This window comes from Methylocella tundrae, assembly GCF_038024855.1.
GTDB lineage: Bacteria > Pseudomonadota > Alphaproteobacteria > Rhizobiales > Beijerinckiaceae > Methylocapsa > Methylocapsa tundrae.
In genome coordinates this window covers 160,119-185,111 of sequence record NZ_CP139089.1, presented here as the reverse complement: position 1 = coordinate 185,111, position 24,993 = coordinate 160,119, and the positions used below count along the sequence as shown (strand labels likewise).

General features: G+C 61.9%; 19 protein-coding genes and 1 tRNA gene. 10 read left to right on the top strand and 10 right to left on the bottom strand.

Annotated elements, in window-relative coordinates; genetic code table 11:
- The first annotated feature begins 25 nt into the window (after positions 1-25).
- From SIN04_RS03280 to greB, 5 genes are all read left to right on the top strand, one after another.
- The gene (locus tag SIN04_RS03280) at positions 26-3,142 is read left to right on the top strand and encodes an MdtB/MuxB family multidrug efflux RND transporter permease subunit (protein WP_341264207.1); all 3,117 of its coding nucleotides are present in this window, start codon (positions 26-28) and stop codon (positions 3,140-3,142) included.
- Positions 3,139-6,426 (top strand): efflux RND transporter permease subunit, encoded by a 3,288-nt coding sequence (locus SIN04_RS03275; RefSeq protein ID WP_134486116.1) that lies wholly within the window; start codon positions 3,139-3,141, stop codon positions 6,424-6,426. Before SIN04_RS03280 ends, SIN04_RS03275 begins: the two co-directional genes overlap by 4 nt.
- A 169-nt stretch (positions 6,427-6,595) precedes the next feature.
- Positions 6,596-7,549 (top strand): acetyl-CoA carboxylase carboxyltransferase subunit alpha, encoded by a 954-nt coding sequence (locus SIN04_RS03270; RefSeq protein ID WP_174511465.1) that lies wholly within the window; start codon positions 6,596-6,598, stop codon positions 7,547-7,549.
- Between the two features lie 404 nt (positions 7,550-7,953).
- Complete coding sequence (locus SIN04_RS03265; protein ID WP_134486113.1) at positions 7,954-9,297, top strand: L,D-transpeptidase family protein; 1,344 nt, start codon at positions 7,954-7,956, stop codon at positions 9,295-9,297.
- A gap of 57 nt (positions 9,298-9,354) precedes the next feature.
- Entirely contained in the window at positions 9,355-9,924 is a 570-nt protein-coding gene (gene greB, locus SIN04_RS03260) for a transcription elongation factor GreB (RefSeq protein ID WP_244605647.1), read from the top strand.
- 10 nt (positions 9,925-9,934) lie between these two features.
- Here the strand turns inward: greB and SIN04_RS03255 are convergent, their stop codons facing one another.
- On the bottom strand, positions 9,935-11,551 hold the full coding sequence (locus SIN04_RS03255) for a fumarate hydratase (protein ID WP_341264206.1): 1,617 nt from the start codon (positions 11,549-11,551) through the stop codon (positions 9,935-9,937).
- Between the two features lie 244 nt (positions 11,552-11,795).
- Between SIN04_RS03255 and SIN04_RS03250 the strand changes: the two genes are divergently transcribed.
- Positions 11,796-12,794 carry a glucokinase gene (locus tag SIN04_RS03250; protein ID WP_134486111.1) on the top strand — a complete coding sequence of 333 codons (999 nt, stop codon included), beginning with the start codon at positions 11,796-11,798 and terminating at the stop codon, positions 12,792-12,794.
- A gap of 14 nt (positions 12,795-12,808) precedes the next feature.
- On the opposite strand, the gene ptsN is transcribed toward SIN04_RS03250, so the two are convergent.
- The 6 genes from ptsN to SIN04_RS03220 form a co-directional block, all read right to left on the bottom strand.
- Positions 12,809-13,309, bottom strand: a complete 501-nt coding sequence (ptsN, locus tag SIN04_RS03245) for a PTS IIA-like nitrogen regulatory protein PtsN (RefSeq protein ID WP_134486109.1) — start codon at positions 13,307-13,309, stop codon at positions 12,809-12,811.
- A 586-nt stretch (positions 13,310-13,895) separates the two neighbouring features.
- Positions 13,896-15,455, bottom strand: a complete 1,560-nt coding sequence (gene rpoN / locus SIN04_RS03240; protein ID WP_134486107.1) for an RNA polymerase factor sigma-54 — start codon at positions 15,453-15,455, stop codon at positions 13,896-13,898.
- A 218-nt stretch (positions 15,456-15,673) separates the two neighbouring features.
- Entirely contained in the window at positions 15,674-16,624 is a 951-nt protein-coding gene (lptB, locus tag SIN04_RS03235) for an LPS export ABC transporter ATP-binding protein (RefSeq protein ID WP_244605646.1), read from the bottom strand.
- A 170-nt stretch (positions 16,625-16,794) separates the two neighbouring features.
- On the bottom strand, positions 16,795-17,457 hold the full coding sequence (locus SIN04_RS03230; RefSeq protein ID WP_341264205.1) for an LptA/OstA family protein: 663 nt from the start codon (positions 17,455-17,457) through the stop codon (positions 16,795-16,797).
- Positions 17,458-17,461: 4 nt separating this feature from the next.
- Positions 17,462-18,226 (bottom strand): lipopolysaccharide-assembly, LptC-related protein, encoded by a 765-nt coding sequence (locus SIN04_RS03225; protein ID WP_341264204.1) that lies wholly within the window; start codon positions 18,224-18,226, stop codon positions 17,462-17,464.
- A 182-nt stretch (positions 18,227-18,408) separates the two neighbouring features.
- The gene (locus tag SIN04_RS03220; protein WP_341264203.1) at positions 18,409-19,023 is read right to left on the bottom strand and encodes a ribonuclease H-like domain-containing protein; all 615 of its coding nucleotides are present in this window, start codon (positions 19,021-19,023) and stop codon (positions 18,409-18,411) included.
- Between the two features lie 191 nt (positions 19,024-19,214).
- Here SIN04_RS03220 and SIN04_RS03215 point away from each other — a divergent pair, with 191 nt between their 5' ends.
- Positions 19,215-19,655 carry a DUF1236 domain-containing protein gene (locus tag SIN04_RS03215; RefSeq protein ID WP_341264202.1) on the top strand — a complete coding sequence of 147 codons (441 nt, stop codon included), beginning with the start codon at positions 19,215-19,217 and terminating at the stop codon, positions 19,653-19,655.
- A 269-nt stretch (positions 19,656-19,924) separates the two neighbouring features.
- On the opposite strand, the gene SIN04_RS03210 is transcribed toward SIN04_RS03215, so the two are convergent.
- Positions 19,925-20,009 (bottom strand) — tRNA-Leu (locus SIN04_RS03210).
- A gap of 440 nt (positions 20,010-20,449) precedes the next feature.
- On the opposite strand from SIN04_RS03210, the gene SIN04_RS03205 reads away from it, so the two are divergent.
- Positions 20,450-21,457, top strand: coding sequence for a complex I NDUFA9 subunit family protein (locus SIN04_RS03205; protein ID WP_134486101.1), 1,008 nt, complete (start codon positions 20,450-20,452; stop codon positions 21,455-21,457).
- A 112-nt stretch (positions 21,458-21,569) separates the two neighbouring features.
- Here the strand turns inward: SIN04_RS03205 and SIN04_RS03200 are convergent, their stop codons facing one another.
- Together SIN04_RS03200 and SIN04_RS03195 are read right to left on the bottom strand one after the other, a co-directional pair.
- A complete protein-coding gene (locus SIN04_RS03200; protein ID WP_134486100.1) occupies positions 21,570-22,244 on the bottom strand; it encodes a sulfate transporter family protein in 675 nt (224 codons plus the stop codon).
- 39 nt (positions 22,245-22,283) lie between these two features.
- Positions 22,284-22,478, bottom strand: a complete 195-nt coding sequence (locus SIN04_RS03195) for a YqaE/Pmp3 family membrane protein (protein ID WP_134486098.1) — start codon at positions 22,476-22,478, stop codon at positions 22,284-22,286.
- Between the two features lie 231 nt (positions 22,479-22,709).
- Here SIN04_RS03195 and bioB point away from each other — a divergent pair, with 231 nt between their 5' ends.
- Both bioB and SIN04_RS03185 read left to right on the top strand, forming a co-directional pair.
- Positions 22,710-23,696 (top strand): biotin synthase BioB, encoded by a 987-nt coding sequence (gene bioB, locus SIN04_RS03190; RefSeq protein WP_134486096.1) that lies wholly within the window; start codon positions 22,710-22,712, stop codon positions 23,694-23,696.
- Between the two features lies 1 nt (position 23,697).
- A complete protein-coding gene (locus SIN04_RS03185) occupies positions 23,698-24,942 on the top strand; it encodes a PQQ-dependent sugar dehydrogenase (RefSeq protein WP_244605645.1) in 1,245 nt (414 codons plus the stop codon).
- Positions 24,943-24,993 lie beyond the last annotated feature (51 nt).

The following is a 24,993-nucleotide window of genomic DNA, read 5'->3' as shown; positions in this document are numbered from 1 at the left end:
AAGCCAATGGCCCGGGGACTCTAAAATGAACCCGTCAAGGTTATTCATCCTCCGGCCAGTGGCGACCTCGCTTCTGATGCTGGCTATCCTTCTCGCCGGAGCGGTCGCCTACCGATTCCTGCCGCTGTCCGCCTTGCCCGAAGTCGATTATCCGACGATCGAGGTGCGCACTTTTCTGCCCGGCGCAAGCCCCGAGGTGATGACGTCTTCGGTGACGGCGCCGCTCGAGCGGCAGCTCGGACAGATGCCGGGCTTGAGCCAGATGACGTCGGAGAGTTCGGCGGGCGCCTCCGTCATCACTTTGCAATTCAGTCTGAGCCTCAGCCTCGACGTCGCCGAACAGCAGGTCCAGGCGGCGATCAACGCGGCGACCAATCTGCTGCCGGCGGACCTGCCGGCGCCGCCGGTCTATTCCAAGGTCAATCCCGCCGACGCGCCGATCATGACGCTGGCGGTTACGTCGAAAACCCTCAGCCTGATCGACCTGCAGGACATCACCGAAACCCGAATTGCACAGAAAATCGCGCAGCAGCCGGGCGTCGGCCAGGTTACGATCAGCGGCGGCGAACGGCCAGCGATTCGGGTTCAGTTCAATCCAACGGCGCTCGCGGCTTACGGGCTGAACATCGACGACCTTCGCACGACGATCGGCAACGCCAACGTCAACGGCCCCAAGGGCGGCTTTGACGGCGCCGCCCAATCATCGACGATCACCGCGAATGATCAGCTGAACAGCGCCGAGGGTTATCGCGACGTCGTCGTCGCCTATCGCAACGGCGCGCCCGTGCGCCTGTCCGACGTCGCCACGATCGTCCACGGTCCCGAGAACACGAAGCTGCGCGCATGGGCCAATGGCGAGCGCGCCATCATCCTCAATATTCGCCGTCAGCCGGGCGCCAATGTGATCGCCGTCGCCGATGGCATAAAGAAGCTGCTGCCGACGCTCCAATCCAGCCTGCCGGCCGCTCTCGACGTCACGGTTCTGAGCGATCGCACCACGACCATTCGCGCCTCCGTCGCCGACGTCGAGTTCGAACTCACCCTCGCTATCGCTCTCGTCGTCGTCGTCATCTTCGTGTTTTTGCGCAATCTGCCGGCGACGATCATCCCGAGCCTCTCGGTGCCCTTGTCGCTCGTCGGCACCCTTGTCGCGATGTATCTCCTTGGCTTCAGCCTCGACAATCTGTCCTTGATGGCGCTGACCATTTCGACCGGCTTCGTCGTTGACGACGCCATCGTCATGATCGAAAATATCAGCCGCTTCGTCGAGGACGGCGATCCGCCGATGGATGCGGCTCTGAAGGGCTCAAAGCAGATCGGCTTCACGATCATATCGCTGACCGTCTCTTTGCTCGCCGTGCTCATTCCGCTTCTCTTCATGGGCGATGTGATCGGCCGCCTGTTCCACGAATTCGCCATCACCCTCGCGGTCACCATCGTCATTTCCGCGGTGGTGTCATTGACGCTCGTGCCGATGATGTGCGCGCGCCTGATCCATCATCGGCCGGCTGATCAGCGCGGCCGGTTCGATCTTTGGGCGGAGCGCGCATTCAACTCCATCGTCGAAGGCTATGGCCGCGCGCTGAGAATCGTTCTGCGTCATCAGCCGCTCACGCTTCTCGTCGCGATCGCGACGCTCGCCGTCACGGTCTGGCTCTATGTCATCATCCCAAAAGGCTTCTTCCCGGTGCAGGACACCGGCATGATCCAGGCCACCTCGCAGGCGGCCCAAAGCATCTCCTTCGAGGCCATGTCGAATTTGCAGCGACAGCTCGGCGACGCGATTTTGAAGGATCCGGCGGTCGACAGCGTCAGCTCATTCATTGGCGTCGACGGCGACAATGCGACGCTGAACAGCGGCCGCTTTCTGATCAATCTCAAGCCCCGCGAGGAACGCCGCCTCAGCGCGTCGGAGGTCATGCGCAGGCTGCAAAAAGAAGTCTCGACGATTCCAGGGATCCAGCTTTTCATGCAGCCGGTGCAGGATCTCACCATCGATTCCTCGATCGGCCGGGCGCAATATAATTTCATTCTCGAGAACGGCAACGCATCCGAGTTCGCGACGTGGACGCCGCGCCTCCTCGAGCGTCTGCGCGAGATGCCGGCGCTGGCCGACGTCGCCAGCAATACGCAGGCGCAAGGCCACGCTGTCGACCTTGTCGTCGACCGCGCTACCGCGGCCCGCTTCGGCATCACTCTGGCCAGCGTCGACAACGCTCTCTACGACGCGTTCGGACAGCGCATCGTTTCAACCATCTACACGCAGGCCAACCAATATCGCGTCATTCTGGAGGTCGATCCGAAGCTGCAGCGCGATCTCTCGCAGCTCTCCTCGCTCTATCTGCCGTCATCGTCGTCGAGCGACAACGGGCAGACGCCGCTGTCGGCGATCGTGCATGTTGAAGAACGTCGAGGTCCGTTGCTGATCAGCCATTTCGGCCAGTTTCCGGCGACCTCCATCTCATTCAATGTCGCGCCGGGCCACTCGCTTGGCGACGCCGTCACGGCGATCGAGCAGGCGCAGGCGGACATCGGCCTGCCGCGCAGTTTCGTGGTCTCGCTGCAAGGCTCCGCCGCGGCGTTCCACGCCTCGATGACGAATGAGCTTTTCCTCATCATCGCCGCCGTCGTCACCATGTATATCGTTCTCGGCGTGCTCTACGAGAGCTTCATCCATCCGATCACGATCCTGTCGACTCTGCCGTCGGCCGGCATCGGCGCGCTGCTCGCTTTGATGGCCTTCGGCGGCGAACTCGACGTCGTCGCGGTGATTGGCATCATCCTGCTCATCGGCATCGTCAAAAAGAACGCGATCATGATGATCGACTTCGCGCTCGACGCCGAACGCAATGACGGGCTTTTGCCGGAAGAGGCGATTTTCCAGGCCTCGCTCCTGCGTTTCCGGCCGATCCTGATGACGACGATGGCCGCGATCCTCGGCGCCTTGCCGTTGATGCTTGGGACCGGCGTCGGCTCGGAGCTGCGCCATCCGCTCGGCGTCTCGATCGTTGGCGGCCTTATCCTCAGCCAGGCGCTGACGCTGTTCACGACGCCGGTCATCTATCTCTATTTCGACAGGCTCGCCGCGCGCCTTCGCCGGCGCCCGCCAGCGGCCGCGCTCGCCGGAGAGAGCGCGGAATGAATATTTCGGCGCCCTTCATCAAGCGCCCGGTCGCGACGACGTTGGTCGCCGTCGGAATAGCGCTTGCCGGCGGCCTCGCCTTTTTGAAGCTGCCTGTCTCGCCGCTTCCAGAGGTCGATTTTCCGACTATTTCCGTGCAGGCGACGCTTCCCGGCGCCAACCCCGATACGGTGGCCTCGAGCGTCGCCAGCCCGCTCGAACGTTCTCTTGGCCGCATCGCCGCCGTCACCGAGATGACCTCGGTCAGCGCCATCGGCAACACCAACATTACGCTTCAGTTCGACCTCGATCGAGACATCGACGGCGCGGCCCGGGACGTTCAGGCAGCGATCAACGCGGCGCGCGCGGACCTGCCGACAAGCCTGCGCAGCAATCCGATCTACCGCAAGATCAACCCCGCCGACGCGCCGATCCTGATCCTGTCCCTGACCTCGCAAACGATGACTCCGGGGCAGATGTATGATTCGGCGAGCAATATTCTACAGCAGAGGCTGTCGCAGCTCGACGGCATAGGCCAGGTGGTAATCGGGGGCGCCGCCCTGCCCGCCGTTCGTATTGAAGTCAACCCTTACGCGCTGTCCAAATATGGCATCGGGCTCGAGGACGTGCGGGCGGCTCTCGCCGCGGCCAACGCCAACAGTCCGAAAGGCTCCATTGAGGGCGATGGCCGGCATTTGCAAATCTACACAAACGATCAGGCGACGGTCGCAGCCGATTACCGTCCGCTGATCGTCGCCTATCGTAATGGCGCGCCGGTGCATCTGATAGATGTCGCCGAAGTGATTGATTCCGTCGAGGACCTGCGCAACGAAGGCCTCGTCAAAGGCCAGCCCGGAATCATTCTTTTGCTGTTTCGCCAACCCGGCGCAAACATCATTCAGGCGGTTGACGCGGTGAAGGCGGAGCTGCCGCATCTCATAGCCGCGATGCCGGCCGCCATCAACATCACGCTCGCGGCGGATCGAAGCAACACCATCCGCGCTTCGCTGCAAGACACCGAATGGACCTTGCTGCTTGCGATCAGCCTCGTCACGTTGATCGTCTTCCTTTTTCTGCGCGACATTCGGGCGACCTTGATTCCGGCGGTCGCAGTGCCGCTTTCGATCATCGGCACATTCGGCGCGATGTATCTCGCAGGCTTCAGCCTCAACATATTGTCGCTGATGGCGCTCACCATAGCGACGGGCTTTGTCGTCGACGACGCCATCGTCGTGCTTGAAAATATCAGCCGCTATGTCGAGGCCGGGATGAACCCGCGCGAGGCGGCTTTCGTCGGCGCGCGGGAGGTCGGCTTCACGGTTGTGTCGATCAGCATTTCGCTGATCGCCGTGTTCATCCCGATCCTTCTGATGGGCGGCATTCTCGGTCGCCTTTTTCGCGAATTCGCCGTGACCCTGTCTTTCGCCATCATCGTCTCGCTCCTGCTGTCGCTGACGCTGACGCCGATGATGTGCGCGCTTATGCTAAAGCCTCGCCCACGCGAGCAGGCGCCGCGGCGCCGCCGTTTTGATCCATTGGCGGCGCTCGTTCATGGCTATGGAACAACGCTGCGTTGGGCGCTCCGCCACGGCGCCCTCATCATGTTGATCCTCTTCGCCACGGTATGTCTCAATGTGGCGCTGTTTACGGTCATACCGAAAGGGTTTTTCCCGCAGGAGGACACCGGCCGCATCATGGGCGCCATGCAGGGCGACCAGAGCATTTCTTTTCAGTCCATGCGAAAGAAGCTGAAGGCGCTGCAGGATATCGTTCAGGCCGACCCCGCCGTCGACAGCGTCGTCGGCTTTACGGGCGGCAGCCAAACCAACTCGGGGCGAAGCTTCATCACCTTGAAGCCGAAAGCGCAGCGCGACGTCACCTCGGATGAGGTCATTGCGCGCCTGCGCGGCAAGCTCGGGCATGTTCCAGGCGTCAATCTGTTTATGCAGTCGATCCAGGATATCCGCATGGGCGGACGTCTTTCCAACGCGCAATATCAATATACGCTGCAAGGGGATGACGCGAACGACATCTACGCCTTCACGCCAAAGCTCATCGAGGCGCTTCAAAAGAGCACTGTGATCACCGACGTCAGTTCGGACCAGCAGCAGGGGGGACTTGCGACCAATATCGTCATCGATCGTGACACGGCCTCCCGGCTCGGACTGATCACAAGCCAGATCGACAACACGCTCTACGACGCCTTCGGCCAGCGGCAGGTCTCGACGATCTATAGCGCGGTCAACCAATACCATGTGGTGATGGAAGTCGCGCCGCGTTACTGGCAGGATCCTGCGATCCTCAAGGACATCTATGTCAGTACCTCCGGCGCCAATCCAAGCGGCACGGCGCAAAGCAATCTGCCCGCCGGCACGGTGCAAACCGCCGCGACGGCGGCGTCATCAACGGCGACTGCCGGCGCCAGCGACTCAGCGCGCAACGCGACGACCAATTCGCTGGCGAGCGTCGGCAACAGCAGCGCCTCGGCCGGCGCCGCTGTCAGCACCGCGCGGGAGAAAATGGTTCCGCTTTCGGCTTTCGCACATTTCGAGCACGCCAAGACGCCGCTGACGGTAAATCACCAGGGCCTCTTCGTCGCCAGCACCATCTCATTCAATCTGCGACCGGGCGCGTCGCTCAGCGACGCCATCATCGATATCAACCGGACGGCGGCGCAGCTCAAGATGCCCGCGACCATTCATGGCGTTCCTCAAGGCACCGCCAAAGCTTTCCAGGATTCGCTCGGCAACCAGGGGCTGTTGTTTTTAACGGCGCTGGCGGCGGTCTATATCGTCCTCGGCATTCTCTATGAAAGCCTCATCCATCCGATCACGATCCTTTCCACGCTACCGTCGGCGGGCGTCGGCGCGGTGCTGGCTCTCATGCTGTTTGGCTCCGAGTTCAGCATCATCGCCCTGATCGGCGTGATTTTGCTGATCGGCATCGTCAAGAAAAACGCGATCATGATGATCGACTTCGCCCTGGAGGCGGAGCGCACGCAGGGGCTGTCGCCCGAGGAGGCGATCTTTCAAGCCTGCATGCTGCGGTTCCGGCCAATCATGATGACGACCTTCGCGGCAATTCTCGGCGCTGTTCCTCTGGCGCTCAGCTTCGGCGAGGGCGGCGAGATCCGCCGCCCGCTCGGCATCGCGATCGTCGGCGGATTGATCGTCAGCCAGCTTTTGACCCTTTATACCACCCCAATCCTCTATCTCTACATGGACGAGTTCCGCCTTTGGGCCAAACGGCGCTGGCAGGGCCTTTTTCCAGGTCTCTCGGCGCCGTCGCCCGCGAATCCCGCCTGAGAACCTCCCCGCCATTCCGGCTGGTTGACCGCGCGGCGTGTCCCCGCTTCGTCAAATCCTTGACTTCGCGCTGCAAAATCGCCAGTTTCCGCCCTCCCCGACGCATGATCGATTGACCATGTCGCCCCTTGTTTCCTTGCATGATCATGCCTCAACCAAGCCAGCGCCAATGCGAAGCTATCTCGATTTTGAAAAACCCGTCGCTGAACTCGAAGCCAAGGTGCAGGAGCTGCGCTCGCTCGCATCCGGCGGCGACGCCGTCTCGATCAGCGAGGAGCTGGCGCGGCTGGAAGGCAAGTCAGAGAAGGCGCTGGCCGACATCTACGCCAGTCTGACGCCCTGGCAGAAAACGCAGGTGGCGCGCCATCCGCAGCGCCCCCATTTCAATGATTATATCAAAGGCCTCATCACCGGTTTCACACCTCTCTCGGGCGATCGGCAATTCGGCGAGGACGCCGCCCTGATCTGCGGCCTTGGCTGGTTCCGCGGCTACTCGGTGTGCATCATGGGGCAGGAAAAAGGCACCGACACCGCGGCAAGGATCAAGCATAATTTCGGCATGGCGCGGCCCGAAGGCTACCGCAAAGCCGTGCGCGTGATGCAGCTCGCCGATCGGTTCAATCTGCCGGTCATCTCGCTGGTCGATACGCCCGGCGCTTTTCCCGGCGTCGACGCGGAGGAGCGCGGCCAGGCTGAAGCCATTGCGCGGGCGACGGACGCCTCGCTCTCGCTCGGCGTGCCCAACATCGCCGCGGTCGTCGGCGAAGGCGGCTCGGGCGGCGCCATCGCCATCGCCAGCTGCAACCGGGTCTTGATGCTTGAGCATGCGATCTACACGGTCGCCTCGCCCGAGGCCTCGGCGTCGATCCTCTGGCGCGACGCCGCGAAGGCGGAAGACGCTGCCACCACCATGAAAATCACAGCGCAGGATCTTTATAAGTTCGGGATAATCGATGGCGTCATCCCCGAACCCATTGGCGGCGCGCATCGTGATCCGGCGGCGGCCATCACCGCCGTTGGCGACGCCATCGAGAGCGCGCTCGAGAGCCTCCTCATCCTGTCGCATGATGAAATCAAGAGCAGCCGCGCGGATAAATTTCTCGCCATTGGGCGCGCTCTTTGATCGGCTGAGGGTCGCCGCCCGGCGTTGCATCAGGGCCACAGACAGAAACAATTTTCAGATTCGGAGTTAACGCCGCCCCCGTTCGGGCGCGGAGCCTTGCTTCACGGGCCGCGAAACCTGGCAGCAAGGCTGCCGCAAGCTTCGCCTCACTCCTGCCGTTTTGGAGACGGAGATTGAGAGGGCTTCGGGGCGCACGAATCGAATGAGCCTCCGACGTCAAATCTGCAATTGGCCGATGGTTGGCTGATCATGATGGCCTGTTGCGATTTTGCGTTCCATTCAAAGGGTTTATTTAACCTTTGAGCGTGAAATCTGGCCGGGTTCGGCAGCTTGCCAATAGGGATAAGGGCTGTACACTATAGCCCAGCCGCAGATCAAAACCTGATTGAACGCGCGAGATGCAAATGAGTTCCAAAAGCGCTCTCTCTTTCCGCATCGGAGCCTTTGCGCTGATCGCCGCCGCCGCAACTTTCTTGTCGGGGTGCGATGAGGGCGGCCTTGGCTCAAATTCGCGCGCCTATGCGCCGATCGCGCCCGAAACCCTCGCCCTGATGAAGGAAAAGGACACGACCAAGGCGGCGCCGGTCCTCATCCGCACTTATAAGAAGGAATCAGAGCTCGAAATCTGGAAAATGAAGTCGGACGGGCGCTACGCTCTTTTGAAGACCTATCCCGTCTGCCGCTGGTCGGGACAGCTTGGTCCCAAGACGCGAGAGGGCGACCGCCAGGTGCCGGAGGGTTTCTATTCGATCACGCCGGCGCAGATGAAGCCGAATTCCGCTTACTACCTCGCTTTCAACGTCGGCTATCCCAATGCCTATGATCGCGCTCTCGGGCATGACGGCGGCTCGATCATGGTGCACGGCATTTGTTCGTCAGCGGGCTGCTTCTCGATGACCGACCCCCAGATCGGCGAAATCTACGCCATTGTGCGGGAGGGTTTTTCCGCCGGCCAGCGCGAAGTGCAGATGCAGTCCTATCCCTTCCGCATGACAGCAGAGAACATGGCCAAGTACCGGCTTGATCCCAACATCGGCTTCTGGAAGCAGTTGAAGGAAGGCTCGGATAATTTCGAGGTGACGCAGCAAGAGGTGACGGTCGGCGTCTGTAGCAAGCACTATGTCTTCAATGCGACTCCGGTGAATGGACGCTTTGATCCGGATGGCCCGTGCCCCCAGTTGAAGCAGGATGAAGGCGTGCGCAATCTGGTCGCCGCGAAAGAAACGCGCGATGACGCCAAGGTCGCCGAATTGGCGGCGCAGGGCGTGAAGCCGGTGCGCACGGTCTACGCCGATGGCGGCGGCCATCCGAGCTTCTCCTCCATCTTCGCTTATGCGAGCCGGCCGGACGCCTTGGCGCGCGGACCTATCGACATCGCGCTCGACGAAGGCAAAGCCAGGAAGGGCCGCGCGTCGCCCGTGGTGCAGATGGCGGCGGGCAAACTCAATGCGTCGGCGCCGGATGTCAAACTCGCCGACGCGCGGGACGTTACCGGAGCCATCGCGCCCACGGCGCCAGCGAAAGAGGCCGAGAAGCCCTGGATGTTCGTGCACCTTTTCGGCGGCGAAAAACCAGCGGAGCCGGCAGAGCCCGCAGCGCCGGCGCCGGTTGCGGCCAACGAGCCGCTGGTGCCGCAATTCGCGGATGTTCCTCTGCCGCCGCATCGGAGCGACAGCGCCGCCAGGCCCGCGACGACGAGCGAGGGCACCTCGTCGAGCAACCCGGCGCTTGCTCAGGCCGAACATTAGGCTATCAAACCTCGCTTCCCCTCGGCGCCCGCTGTTGAGTGGAGCGGACTTGAAAGGATGCTCGCCGCGGCCCATCTTGCGGCGATGAGCAAAGCCTTCACCAAGGAAATCGACGGCGACGACGATCTCGAAGACGAGATTGCCCCGCTTCCCGCCGGTCTCAAGAATTACATCACGCCCCAAGGCTTGGCGCGGATGCAGGCCGAATTTGCGGAGTTGCAACAGGTCGAGCGGCCCAAGGTCGTCGAAACGGTCTCCTGGGCGGCCGGCAATGGCGACCGCTCCGAAAATGGCGATTATATTTATGGCAAGCGCCGCCTGCGCGAAATCGACCGCCGCCTGCGTTTCCTGCGCAAGAGAATGGAAATCGCCGAGGTTGTCGATCCAGCGCGCCAGACCAACCACAGCCGCGTATTCTTCGGCGCCACTGTCGACTATCTGACGTCGCAGAACGAGACGAAACGCGTGCGCATCGTCGGCGTCGACGAAGCGCGCTCGGAGTTTGGCGAAGTGAGCTGGATCTCGCCCATCGCCAAAGCCCTTCTCAAAGCCGAGGCTGGCGACATCGTCGAGGTGAGGACGCCAAAGGGCATCGAGCGCATCGAGATCCTCAAGATCGCTTATTGAGCGTTCCTGCTCACCCCAGATTGAGCTCCTTGAAAAAGTCGTTGCCCTTGTCGTCGATGACGATGAAGGCAGGGAAATTCTCGACTTCGATGCGCCACACCGCCTCCATGCCGAGTTCGGGGTATTCCAGAACGTCGACCTTCTTGATGCAGTCCTGCGCGAGGCGCGCCGCGGCGCCGCCGACCGAGCCGAGATAAAAGCCATGATGCCTGGCGCAGGCCTCGCGCACCTGCGGCGAGCGATTGCCTTTGGCGAGCATCACCATCGAGCCGCCGGCCGCCTGGAACTGCTCGACATAGGAATCCATGCGGCCCGCCGTCGTCGGGCCGAAGGAGCCGGAGGCGAAGCCTTGCGGCGTTTTCGCAGGGCCCGCGTAATAGACCGGATGGTTCTTGAAATAGTCGGGCAGCGGCTGGCCGCTCTCCAGCCTTTCGCGGATCTTGGCATGGGCGAGATCGCGCGCGACAATCATCGGCCCCGTGAGTGACAGCCGGGTCTTGATTGGATGCTTCGTCAGCTCGGCGAGAATCTCGGGCATCGGCCGGGTCAGGTCGATCCTGACGACCGAACCGCCGAGCGCCGCCTCGTCAATGGCGGGGAGAAAACGCGCCGGATCATGTTCAAGTTCTTCGAGAAAAACGCCATGCCGGTTGATCTCGCCGAGCGCCTGCCTGTCGGCTGAACAGGAGACCCCGAGCCCGATCGGCAGCGAGGCGCCGTGGCGTGGCAGCCGGATGACGCGCACGTCATGGCAGAAATACTTGCCGCCGAACTGCGCGCCAATGCCGGAAGCCTGCGTGAGACTCAGAATTTCCGCCTCCATTTCGAGATCGCGGAAGGCGTGGCCGTCTTCACCGCCCTGGGTCGGCAGTTGATCAAGGTAATGCGTCGAGGCGAGCTTGACGGTTTTGAGGTTCAATTCCGCCGAGGTGCCGCCGATGACGATGGCGAGATGGTAGGGCGGGCAGGCCGCGGTGCCAAGCGTCAGGATTTTCTCGCGCAAAAATTCGACGAGGCGGTCATGCGTCAGGAGCGACGGCGTGCCCTGGAAAAGATAGGTCTTATTGGCCGAACCGCCGCCCTTGGCGATAAACAGGAACTTATAGGCGTCCTCGCCCTCGGCATAGATTTCGATCTGCGCCGGCAGATTGGTTTTGGTGTTGAGTTCCTCGAACATGCTGAGGGGCGCGAGTTGCGAATAGCGCAGGTTTTTCTTCGCATAAGCATCGCGAATGCCTTCGGCTATGGCGCTCGGGTCGTCACCCTCCGTAAAGACCAGCCTGCCCTTCTTGCCCATGACGATAGCGGTGCCGGTGTCCTGGCACATCGGCAAGACGCCGCCGGCGGCGATATTGGCGTTCTTCAACAGATCATAGGCGACAAATTTGTCGTTTGAGCTCGCCTCCGGATCGTCGAGGATTTTGGCGAGCTGCGCCAGATGGGACGGACGCAGGAGGTGATTGATGTCCGACATCGCCGCTTCCGCCAGCGCGCGGATCGCCTCGCGGTCGACGACGAGAAATTCGCGCGATCCGAAAGTCTCGAGCCGCACTCCCTCACAGTCGAGCTTGCGAAACGGCGTCTCGTCCTTGCGGAGGGGAAATGGCGAATGATATTGGAAAGTCATCTCAAGGCCTTCGTTCCTGAGCATCATTTCCGGGGACGGACGCCGGTTCTCGGATAAAGATGATGCGCAATCAAAAATCCTAAGCTCGCTTAGGGCGTCAACCATTTTAGGCTCCAAAACCAGCCCGGCCAAGGCCCCTCGCAAAACAACTGCGCCGCTTAAGGAAACCTTTTCCGGCTGCCGCGTTTTCAGCTCGTTATGGCGTGCAGACAGGCGCGCCGCAAACCGATGAAAGTCAGATCGCTTGCTGTTTCCTTTTCCGGTTCTGCTCTGCGACATAGGCGGCACCAACGCGCGTTTTGCGCTGAAGAGCAGTCCTGACGCGCCTCTCCTGCCGGGCCTCCCGGTCAAGACGGCGGCCTATGAAAGCTTTGAAGCCGCGACGGCCGCCGCGATCGCCGGCTTCGACGCCAGGCCGCGCTCGATGATCGCCTGCGCCGCGGGCCCCATTTTCGGCCGCAGCGTCCAGCTCACCAATGCGGCCTGGTCGATCGACGGAGCGCTTGTCGCGCAGGAGCTTGGACTGGATCAAGGTCTGCTTCTCAACGACTTTGAAGCGCAGGCGCTCTCTCTTCCCGCGCTTGAGCATGACTGGACGACGCCGATCGGAGCGCCGATCCCGCCGCAACCTGGGGTTCAGCTCGTCATCGGCGTCGGCACAGGCCTCGGCGCCGCGGCGCTCATCGAGGTCGAGGGGCGATTTCTTGCCCTGGCGAGCGAGGCCGGGCATGTGGATTTCGGGCCCGTCGGCGCGATCGAAGCCGAGATTTGGCCTCATATCGACATTTCGGCTCACGGAAGGGTTAGCGCCGAGACGATTTTGTCGGGTCCGGGGCTGGTCCGCCTCCACCACGCGCGCTGCGAGGCGGCTGGCATTGTCTCGCCCGCGCTGGATGAAATCGCGCTGGTCGAGCAGGCGCACGCCCGGCCGGACGGCGAGGAAGCGCGAACGCTTGGTCTCGTCTGGGCCCTTACCGCCCGCTGTGCGGGCGATCTCACCCTCAATCTGCTGGCCAAGGGCGGCGTCACCTTTTCCGGCGGGATATTGCCGCGCCTCACGGCCTTTCTCGAACCCTCGAAATTCCGCGCTCGTTTCGAGGACAAGGCGCCCTTCGTCGAAATGATGAAAGGAATCGGAACACGGCTTGTCGTCGCCAGCGACGTCGTCCTGCCAGGCATGGCGGCGATCGCCGCCTCCCCGCAAAAATATATGATCGATTATCAGGCGCGAGCATGGCGGTGAACGCGGGCGGACAATTACGCCGCGTGCGAAGCCGCCTCCTCGCTGAGCACCGCGTAAAGAGCGTTGACGTCGCGCGCAGCGCGTAGCTTCGCTGTCGTCGCCGGATCGCGCAGCATGCGGGCGAGGCGGGCGAGCGCCTTCAGATGATCGGCCCCCGCGGACTCCGGCGCCACCAGGAGAAAAATCAGATCGACAGGCGCCCCATCGATCGATTCGAAATCGATCGGGCGCGGCGTGCGCGCAAAAATGCCGAACATTGAATGCGCCTTGGCGAGCTTGGCGTGCGGGATCGCAATGCCGTCGCCAGCACCCGTCGAGCCGAGACGCTCCCGCTGAATCAATGCGTCGAGGATTTCCCGCGCGGGCAGACCGGAAAGATCAGCGGCGCGTTCGCTCAATTCCTGAAGCGCCTGCTTCTTCGAATTTGCCTTCAGCGAGGGGATGATCGCCTCGGGAGTGATCAGGTTTGTCAATAAAGTCAGTCCAAGCAATCTGCTCTGCGCCCGTGCAGACATTCAGCCGATAAGGATCAAGGCGAATCGATAATAGGAAGCGAGCGGCAAACAATCCTTCTATCGCAAGCCGCGCTTATATCGCAAGGTCCAGCGCCGCCGGGTCGATTCAGCACGCCCGTTGAAACGGCGTTGGACGACATTCGTTCGGCCATCGAAGCGTGACATAAAAAGCAAAGAGGGCGTTCCTGCGGCGTCAAATCTAAGCTCCTGCCCAGGCCCCGCCACGAATGCGGCGGGCCTCCAGCTGAAGCGACTAAGCCTGAGTTGGCGTTACGCTGAACCTGCGGCGTCAGATCCGCTTCGCGCGCAATCGCGGCCTTCCTTTTGAATCGCGCAAGCCCACCGTCTTCCTTCCTCCGCCGACGCCGACCTTCACAGCCGCCCTTTTGGGGCAGCGTTAGGCGTGGCGGACCTCGAAGTCAAGATTTGCCTGTGGACGGCTGAGCAGGCCTCATAGCTGCTCAAAATAAATTTAGCCAGGCCGAGACAATAAGACATGGGCCATGCGGGTGAGTTGATCCCGCGTGGCGCCTGTTTGTTACGCAAAGTCAGGCGGCTTCACGCCATTTTGGCAGCCGCGCAAAGCTCAATAGGCTTGCGCCTTTTCTCTGCGGCGCTCGACCGATGAACGAATTTTGAGGCTTTCCCGATATTTCGCCACTGTCCGCCGCGCAATGTCGATATTGGCTTCCTTCAGCTTGGCGACAATTGCGTCATCGGACAAAATGTCGCCCGGTGTTTCCTGATCGATCATATTGCGAATGCGGAAGCGCACCGATTCCGCCGAATGGGCGTCCCCGCCATTGTGAGAGGCGATCGAGGCGGTGAAAAAATATTTTAGTTCAAACAGCCCACGCGGCGTCGCCATATATTTGTTCGAGGTGACGCGCGAAACCGTCGACTCGTGCATGCCGATCGCCTCGGCGATGGTCTTGAGATTGAGCGGTCGCAAATGTTCGACGCCGAGACGGAAGAACGCATCCTGCTGACGCACGATTTCGCTTGAAACCTTCAAGATTGTGCGCGCCCTCTGTTCAAGGCTTTTCGTCAACCAGTTGGCGGTCTGCATGCAGGTCGACATGAATGTCCTGTCGACGTCGCTGGCGTTCGATTTCGTCACCCGCGTCGCATAGCTGTTGTTGACGAGAATGCGCGGCAATACTTCCGTGTTGAGTTCGACGTGCCACGCGCCACCCGCCAAGGCGCGGACGATGACATCTGGCACGAGCGGCTGAATCGAGCCGCCGCCGAAGGCCCGCCCCGGCTTTGGGTCGAGCTGACGGATCTCGGCCAGCATGTCGACGATGTCTTCCTCATCGACGTTGCAGATCTTTCGCAGGGCGGAGAAATCGCGCTTCGCCAGCAGGCCGAGATTGGCGACGAGAGCCTGCATCGCCGGATCGAAACGGTCGCGTTCACGCAGCTGGATGGCGAGGCATTCGGCGAGGTCGCGGGCGCCCACGCCAGAAGGGTCAAAACCCTGAATGATCTTGAGGACGCGCTCGACCCGCTCAAGCGGCGCCTGCAGACGGGCGGCCGTCTCGGCGAGGGAATCGGCGTAATAACCGGCGTCGTCGATGGAATCGATCAGCACCTGGCCGATCAGGCGCTCGATCCGATCGGTCGTGGCAAGGGTCAATTGCGCTTCAAGGTGATCCTTGAGATTGGTCGGCGCCGCCGCGTAGGCCTCGAGATTGGCCGTTTCTCCATCCCCCGCCCCGCCCCCGGACGATCCGGACCAGGAGGTCGCCGAAAGGCCGGCGCCTTCGAGATGTTCGACATATTCCAGCGGCGCCGCCGTCCGCTCGTCATCGAAGGTGTTGGAAAGTTCGGTTCCAAGGCTCTGCTCGAGAGCGCCGCGATCGGTCGCAAACGACTCCGAATTCCAGTCCGCCTCGCTCGGTTCATTGAAATCGGGACTGGTCGGCGCGTCGCCCGCGTCCGCGCCGACTTCGACGCCGCGCGACTCCAGCGGATCGGGCGCATCCTCGGCGCGCTCAAGGAGAGGGTTGCGTTCCAGCTCCTCCTGGACGAAAGCGGTCAATTCCATATTGGAAAATTGCAGAAGCTTGATCGCCTGTAAAAGCTGCGGCGTCATGACCAGGGACTGTCCCTGGCGCATCATGAGCTTAGTGCTAAGCGCCATGTTTAGATCGACCTCAAATGCGTTCGCAGAAAACGATAACGGCCCGTTTTTTGCTTACAACATAATTGCTGAGGTTGCACGCACAGGATGAAACTTTCTTCGAAATTTTTGTCGGAGCCAATGGAAAGCTGCGTCCGCATGGCGCGATTTCAGCAACGCGGCTTTCCGTCAAGCATCCAAGACGGCAGGCGGGAGCGCCAGGACGCGAATTAGGGGCATCAGAGCTGGAAATCGTCGCCGAGATAGAAGCGGCGCACGTCGGCGTTGCCGACGATTTCCTCGGGCGCGCCTTCCGTCAGCACGCGCCCCGCGTGAATGATGTAGGCGCGGTCGATCAGTCCCAATGTTTCGCGCACGTTATGATCGGTGATGAGAACGCCGATGCCGCGCCGTTTCAGGTGATGGACGAGAAGCTGGATGTCCGCGACCGCGATCGGGTCAACGCCGGCGAAGGGCTCGTCGAGCAGGATAAACGCGGGCCGGCTGGCCAGCGCGCGCGCGATCTCGCAGCGGCGCCGTTCGCCTCCAGAGAGAGCAACGGACGGCGATTTCCGCAAGGCCTTGATGTCAAATTCGTCAAGCAGCGCTTCAAGTTCGAGTTCGCGCTTGCGCCTGTCCCGCTGCGTGATCTCGAGCACGGCCCTGATATTGTCCTCAACCGAGAGGCCGCGGAAAATGGACGGCTCCTGCGGCAGATAGCCGATGCCGAGGCGGGCGCGCCTATACATAGGCAGCCGCGTCACATCATGGCCGTCGAGCTCGATCCGTCCCGCATCCGGCCGAACGAGTCCGGAAATCATGTAAAAGAGCGTGGTCTTGCCGGCTCCGTTGGGGCCAAGGAGGCCGACAGCCTCGCCACGGCGCACGTACATGCTCACATCTTCGATGATGCGGCGCATTTTATAGGCTTTGCGCAGTTGGCGGACGCAAAGGACGCCTTCCGAAGCAGCATAGAACGACGACACACGTCCGTCCCCGGCCGCGACGAACGCATCGTCTTGCGCGGCCGGCTCAGCGCCGCGCCAATCCCTGACGTCCGGCGACGTTTCCGGAACCTCCTTTTCGATCACCCAGGCGCCCGAGTTCTCTGCCGGCCGGCGTTGCCGGCGCCAGAACAGGCTGCCGGCCCCAACCACGGCGGCCAAATCGGGAAAGAAGCGAACGGCCAATCGCAGAAGTCCTTTGTTGTCAGTCCGGCTGCTCTCCGCCCGTCGCCCCTTCGGGACGCATCGCCGGAAAGCGCTCCGGGCGCAGCGTCGTCAACGGCGATCGACTTTTGCCATACAAGCCAGACCAGGTCTAAAACATTTTCGTGCGCGCATAGGCAAGCCAAGCCCATTCACGGCGTCTTGCCGGAAGACTTCTTGCCGCTCGCGCCGGCTGCGCCCTCTCCGGCGCCCTCATGCGCTCCCCCGCTCGGGATGAACATGCTTTTGACGCGGCCCGTAACCACCGCCTGACTGGTCGTCAGATCGTAGATCAGCTTGTCGCCTTTGGTGACGTTCGGGCCTTGAGTCAACGTCACATTGCCTATCAAATAGACTTTGTTTTCCGCCTTCTCATAGATGCCGCTGTCGCCAGTGCCGACCTGATCCTTTGAAATCACGGTGACGGGGCCCGTGGCTTCCATGCGCCTCAGCTCGCTCGACGACGACGGCACGCCGGATTGCGCTTTTGCGTCCTTTTGCGTCAGGTAGAGCACCAGAACGCTCGCCTTGAGCTTGCTCGGCCCCTGAGTTGCAACCACATTGCCAGTATAGACGAGCTTTTGCTCCTTGTCGAAATAGTCGAGCTTGGCGGCGTCGATGTTGATCGGCTCCTTCGAGTTGCCGCCGGGAAGGACAGCGGCGGGCTGCGCTTTTTGCGCCTCCGCCGCGGCTGCGCCAGCCATTATCAGCATGGAGCCGAGAATGGCGGCGGCAATCGCAAGCACGCCACGCCTGGCGGCGAGACGGCGGGCGTGGCGGCTCGCGATGCTCGGAGAATCAGACGGCCAAGACACAGATCTACTCCGCGACCACCGGATTGGTCGCTGTTCCCTTCTCGTTCGCGCCAGACTCGATGACCGATTTGATATCGCCTTCGAACGAGACTTTGCCGTCGTTCTCGATGTCCATCTGATCGGCGGCGACGACGCCCCCTTGCAGGACGACCTTGACGCGCTCCTTCGAGATCAGCGAGCCCGTCTTAAAATCCATTTGCGCGGTTTTCATGAAGATGGAATAGCGAACGTCATTCTTGATCTGGGCTGAACCGTCCATCGCCAACCGATCATGCAGGCTGTCATAGACGCCGTGGTCCGCGAGCACCTGCAGCGTTGAAGCGTCGTTCAGCCCGATCCTCGCGTCAATGCCCTGCAGCTCCACAATGTTCGGCGTCGTCGTGTCCTGGATGCCGGCGCGCGCCGTCACCTCATAGGGGTTCCCATCCTTTTGGAAGCCTGTGATTTTCGGCGATTCGACGGTTATGCGCGTCCCGTCGACATGAACCTGACCGATGGTGAGGTTGCGCGGCAGGCGACGGAAGGGATCGAACAGGCCGACGACGAGGACGACGCCGACCGCGACGACGCAGAGGCCAACGATCGCCCGCCGCAGAAAACGCACGCGCGCCGAATGCCGGCCCGCCGCCTTGAACGCGCCGCGCCAGGGCGATTCCGTCAGATCGAGAACCTGGCCGAGCTGACCCTGGCCGCGCGCGCCCAGGGAGTCGCGCGGATCATCGATGCGCTCGCTCGCCGCCCAATCGGTATCGCCTGAGACTGCCGTCATTCGATGCGCTTCGTTTTCAGACAAGAGAGAGGGGCCGCCGTCGCCAAGCGTCACTCAAGAAATCCCGTCGACGAGCCCGGCTCGCAAAGAGCCGGCTCACGACGCGGCTAGCGTCAGACAGCAAGCAAGCAAGGCGAAGTCAAGGCGAGGTTAACGCTGCCTTATTGGACACAAAAAATGTCTTATTGATGGGAAAAGATATCCGCCTCCGCCCAACCCATCAGATCGAGGCGGGCCCGCGCTGGAAGAAAGCCGAAACATTCCTGCGCGATTTCGAAGCGGCCTTCACGCTTCAGCATGGCGTCGAGACGCGTGCGCAGCGTGTGCAGATATAAAACATCCGAGGCCGCGTAGGCGAGCTGCGCCTCGGACAAACTGTCGCTCCCCCAATCCGAAGATTGCTGCTGTTTTGAAATTTCGTGTCCGAGCAGTTCGCGCACAAGATCCTTGAGGCCATGACGATCGGTATAGGTGCGGGCCAGCTTCGAGGCGATCTTGGTGCAATAGATGGGGCCGGCCATCACGCCGAAGGCCCTGAACAGGACAGCGATGTCGAAGCGGGCGAAATGGAACAGTTTGAGGACGCTCGGGTCGGCGAGCAGGCGCTCGATATTAGGGGCGCGGCTTTGTCCTGCTGCGATCTGCACGACGTCGGCTGTCCCGTCGCCCCGCGAGAGCTGGACGACGCAGAGCCGGTCGCGGTGCGGCACGAGCCCGAGCGTTTCGGTGTCGATTGCAACGCAATCCCCCAAATTCGCGTCATCGGGCAGATCGCCCCTGTGCAGGCGGATGGTCATTGCGCGCAGCCGGCTGAGAGGTTTGCGCGCGGGCGCTGGAAAAACGAAAGCGTTTGCATAGGGCGCGCCTAGCATCCATCGTCCCACGAAGCAAGCCCGGCCGCCGGACAGGAACCGGGACCGATTCCGGAACCCGCGCCAATTCGCGGGAGTTAGGCAGGCGCTTGTCGAAACAAAACGGAGACCGGAAGATGGAAAGAAAGTTTGGAATCGCGGTGATCGCCGCCCTGCTCGCCATCCCTCTTGGCGCCCAGGCCCAGGGTCTCGTCGGCGGCGCACAAACCGGCGCCGAGAGTGGCGCAGCCGCGGGAAATAACGCGGCGGGCCCCATCGGCGGCGTGGTGGGGGGCGCGGTCGGCGGCGCGGTTGGCGGCGTCACCGGCGGCGTCACCGGACTGCTCGGCCTCGATCAGGCGCCGCGTTTTCGCGACTATGCGCTGCGCGAGCATCGCTCGAGCTTCAGCTACAGCGAGCGCATCCAGCCGGGCGCGCGACTGCCGCTCAGCGGCGTCACTTATTATCCGGTGCCGGCGGAATATGGCGTCAACCCACGCTACCGCTATACAATCGTGAATAGTCACGCCGTTCTGGTCGATCCGACGACGCGGCGAATCGTTCAAGTGATCGATTAGCGCGCAACCATAGGGGGCGCGGCTGACCGGGCGCCGGCTCGGGGAGCGCATGGCCCTCGTTTTTCAGGCGTTCCTCGAAGTCGCCGCCGCTGGAGCATGACGCCGGAAAGCGGAAGCCGGCTTTCCGGCGTCATGCTTTGACTTATTGATGAGAGAGGGATTCAGAATTTGGATGGAATCGCGCTGCGATGCATCCGAGCTGATCCGGCGGGACGAAATGCGTTCAACCGCGGCCAGCGGACGTTCTAGATCAGCACCATAAGAAATAATGGTGCCCTGGAGAGGACTCGAACCTCCACGGCTTTCACCACAGGTACCTGAAACCTGCGCGTCTACCAATTCCGCCACCAGGGCATTGCGCTCTGATACGTGCCGAGCTTCCCTCTTGTCAATCGCCAAGCAGGCGGCGAGGGCCGCGACGCGGAGAAAAAGCTCTGATTGAGATTGATCCTCGCCGCGCTCCTCCCCGCATCGCTCACGCGCCCGTGGCGAACGAGGGTGCCCCGCAGCTTTTCCATTCATGGCCAGCCCCAGCGAGGCGAATGGCCCCCTACAATGACAAAGCTGTCCTATGGGCTTGACCTGGCGTATCATTAAAGACCGCGTCCCCGGCCGGAGAATCGGCTCTATACAGGCGCGGCCTTGGCGACTAAAACGGCGCAGCGGCTTTGAGCGTTTGAAAACAATCTGCTTGATCGGGAAGCGTCCGAGCGTGTGCGCTAATGGCGCTGCGAGGAAAAAGGCGCGGATCGAAGTGTTTTCAACCGGCGTCTTGAGAGCGAAGGCGAGCGAAAATGGCGGATGAATTGGTCAGGACAAACCAGCTAGTGACAGTTTTCGGCGGTTCGGGGTTCATCGGCCGCCATGTCGTGCGGGCCCTGGCGCGAGACGGCTGGCGCGTCCGCGTCGCAACGCGCAGGCCGGATCTTGCCTTCCATCTGCAGCCTCTCGGCAACGTCGGCCAGATCTCTCCCGTTCAGGCCAATCTGCGCTATCCCGATTCGATCGTTCATGCTCTGCGGGACGCGCAGGCGGTGGTCAATCTTGTGGGCATCCTCAGCGAAACCGGCGAACAGAAATTCGACGCCGTGCATGCTGATGGCGTCAAGACCCTCGCCAAAGCGGCGAAAGCCGGGGGCGCCAGCGCTTTCGTGCAGATTTCGGCGATCGGCGCCGACCCAGATAGCGCTTCGGCCTATGCGCGGAGCAAAGCCAGGGGAGAAGCAGCGGCGCGGGAGGCGTTCCCAGAAGCCGTCATCCTGCGTCCATCGGTCGTCTTTGGCCCGGAGGATCATTTCTTCAACCGCTTCGCCGCCATGGCGCGCTACATGCCCGCGCTGCCGCTCATCGGCGAAGGCAAGACGAAGCTTCAGCCGGTGTTCGTCGGCGATGTCGCGAAGGCCGTGGCGCTCGCCGTTGAGGGCAAGGCGACGCAGGGGGCGATCTATGAATTGGGCGGCCCGGAAGTCGCAACGCTGAAGCGCATCCTCGAATTCGTGCTGAAAATCACCGAGCGCAAGCGGTTCCTCGCGCCGATCAGTTTTGCGCAGGCGAAAACCATCGGCGGACTGACGGAAACGCTGACCAAACTGTCGCTCGGACTTTTTCCAGAGATGTTCGCCATTACGTCGGATCAGGTCGAGCTTTTGAAGACCGATAATGTCGTGTCGGCGGCCGCCATCGCAGACAAGCGCACCCTTCAGGGCCTCGGCATTACGCCGGAATCTTTTGAGGCTTTCGTCCCCACCTATCTCGGCCGTTACCGCGCGACGGGCCAGTTCGCCGACCGCCGCGCCGCCTGAGAGGGCGGCGAGGCCCCGCGGGCGAGGCGACCTCATTCGCCGCCTGCATTGCCCTTTCCAGCCTTTGTTTTGGCATCGGTCCGAAAAGTCAGCACCTTTTCGGCATCATGCTTCAGGCAAGCCGGTATCCGTTTCGCTGTAAGATGCTTCTTGCAATGCGCACCATAAAGGCCGTCCCAAACAGCGGCGTCAGCAAATTGATCAACGGAATCGCGAGCATTCCGGCCATGATCAGCCCGGCGACGAAGAGCTGAAGCTCATTCGTCTTGCGCAAGCGCCTGACTTCCGCCGGCGCCGCGTACCGCAAGGCCGCGAGCTCGAAATAGCCGCGTCCGAACAAATAGGCGTTGGCTCCGAAAAACGCGATGGCGTTGACGCCCGGCACAAGCAGCAGCAGGAGCGCGATCAGATTCACAAGGAGGGCGACGGCGGAAAACTCGACAGCCACCCGCGTCGCATCCTTGAACGGCAGAGCGCGTCCGACGCCGTTCGGGTCAATCTCGCTTTCGACATGTTCAGCAAGTTCGTCGAAAAAGAAACCAGCGACGAGAAACGACACAGGCGTGACTAGGAAGGCGAGGCCGATAAAAAGCCCTGCTCCGCTGACCAGCGACAATATCGTCGTCAGCCAAGGATAGGGCAAAGAGAGCGAGGCGACGATCAGCTTTTCGAGACCGATCCAGACCAGCGCCAGCAAGGCCAGCGTCAAGCCAAGGGTCTTCCAGAGAACATTGCGAAATGGCGGCGTGAAAATCTGGCCGGCGGCGGCGGCAGCGGCGTCGAGCACGTTGCGGTGATCCTTTCGGGCGAGGTGAAAAACGCGGCCTCAGCGCATTTGGCGAAACGCCCGGTTGATTTTCTCGTCGGTCTTATACTGGCTCAAAGCGTAAACAGCCCAGAGCGCGGCCGGAATCCAGCCAATCAGCGTCACCTGCAGGATGAGGCAAATAATTCCGGCGATCGGCCGGCCGATCGTGAAAAACAGGAGAAAAGGCAAAAATACCGCAATCAACAGGCGCATGGAGATCCCTTGGGCTTCGACATTCGGCTTGCAGTCCAAGACATGCGCATCAATCTGCGTTTCGGCAAGGTTTGCGCCTCGCTATCATTAGCGCGCAGCTTCTTTGAAGGCGCGACCTTGAAGATTGCCAAACGGCCGCGCACGGTCCATTTTGCGCGGCAAAGACGCCGCCGGTCCGCATGAAGCGAATGCGGCAACGCGAAACAAAGAGATGATTTTGAAAGCGAATGCATGACACATCAAGCCGTCGACTCTTTCATCCGGCATGATTGGACGCCGGAAGAGATCATTGCGATCTACGACCTGCCGCTGCTCGATCTGATCGCGCGCGCAAACGCGGTTCATCGCGAATTCCATGACGTCAACGATGTCCAGAAGGCGAGCCTGCTCAGCATTAAAACAGGCGGGTGCCCGGAAAATTGCAGCTATTGCCCGCAATCGGCGCACCATAAGGAAGTCCATCTCGATCGCGTCGACATGATGAAGACGGAGGAGGTTCTATCGGTCGCCGCGCGGGCCAAAGCGGCGGGCGCCGACCGTTTCTGCATGGGCGCCGCCTGGCGCAATGCGCGCGACGGCGCCGAGTTCGACTCTGTCCTCGACATGGTGCGCGGCGTTCGCGCGCTCGGGATGGAGGCCTGCGTCACGCTTGGCATGCTGAACGGCGAGCAGGCCAGCCGGCTGAAGCAGGCGGGCCTCACAGCCTATAATCATAATCTCGATACGGGGCCCGACTACTATAAAAGCATCGTGACGACGCGGAACTATGAAGACCGGCTCGACACTTTGAAGGCGGTGCGCGGCGCGGGGATCGAAATGTGCTGCGGCGGCATTGTCGGCATGGGCGAGAGCGTCGCGGACCGGGCCGGCCTGCTGCAGGTGCTGGCGAGCTTCACCCCCCATCCCGAAAGCGTGCCGATCAATGCGCTGGTGCCGGTCGCGGGCACGCCGCTCGGCGAACGCGAACGCATCGACCCGCTTGATTTCGTGCGGATGATCGCGACGACGCGCATCGTACTGCCGGCCTCGCGCGTCCGCCTCTCGGCCGGCCGCTCCACCCTGAACCGCGAGGCGCAGATCCTGTGCATGGTCGCCGGCGCCAATTCGATCTTTTACGGCGAAGCCCTGCTGACGACGCCGAACGTTACCGAAAACGAGGACGACGCGCTATTTTCCGCTCTGAGTCCACAATCCCATGCTGAAGAAGCGATGGGCTGACTTGAGCGGGAAAGGCTTCGCCCCGCGGCGCCGGGCGCTGCTCCTCGCAGCCGCCCTGTCGAGCGGCGTTTTTGCAACTTTGGCTCTTGCGGACGCAGGGGCTCCGGCCCTCGTCCCGGCGGCAAAGCCTATCGCCGATGAGGCCGCCAGACTGCGGGGCGAACTGGCGACAATCAAGCTGCCACCGGGATTCGAGATCACGCTCTACGCGCTCGTTCCCGGAGCCCGCACGATCGCGGTGGGGCCGCAGGGCAAAATGATCTTTGTCGGAACGCCCGGGACGCAGGTCTATGCGCTTCCCGTTCGTCCCGGCGCCGCGCTCGTCGGAGAGGTTTCCGAGTTCGCGCCCGCGACGATGAAGAAAATGCCGCATGGCGTCTGCTTCGCGAACGACGGCACTTTGTTCGTCGCCGAGCAGAATCGCATTCTCTCCTTCGCGAACGCCGAAGCCGACTATGATAAACCCGCGCCCAAAGCTCAGACCGTCGTGGCGCAGGGCCAGCTCATTCCAGCGGAAGACGAAAGCGACAATCACAGCACGCGCGTCTGCCGCGTCGGCCCCGACAACAAGCTCTATGTCTCGCTCGGGCAGCCTTATAATGTGCCGCCGAAGGACAAACAGGCGCAATTCGCCAGGCTCGGCATCGGCGCCATCATTCGAATGGACCGCGACGGCAAGCGCCGCAAGATTTATGCGAGCGGCATCCGCAATTCGGTCGGCCTCGATTTCAACCCGGCCGACAAGACGCTCTGGTTCACCGACAATCAGGTGGACCGCATGGGCGACGACATTCCCCCCGGCGAATTGAACCGCGCGACCAGGGCAGGCCAGAATTTCGGCTTCCCCTGGTACGGAGGCGGCCATGTTCGAACCAACGAATATAAGGACGAGACGCCGCCGAAAGACGTCGTGTTTCCTGAGGTCGAAATGGTCGCCCATGCAGCCGATCTCGGCATGACTTTCTATACGGGATCGCAATTTCCGAAAGACTACAGAGGCGGCATTTTTTCCGTGCAGCACGGCTCGTGGAATCGCACGGTTCCGGTCGGCGCGCGGGTGATGTTCACCTCGCTCAAGCCGGATGGAACGGCGGCGAAGAGCGAACCATTCGCCGAGGGCTGGCTCGAGCCGGATGGCTCCTATTGGGGCCGGCCGGTCGACGCCGCGCAGCTTCCCGACGGCTCGCTGCTGATCACGGACGATTATAACGGCGCGCTCTACCGGCTCGCTTACACGGCGCGATAGAGCATGACGCCGAAAAGCGGAAACCTCGCTTCGTCCTCGGCCCTTCTTGTT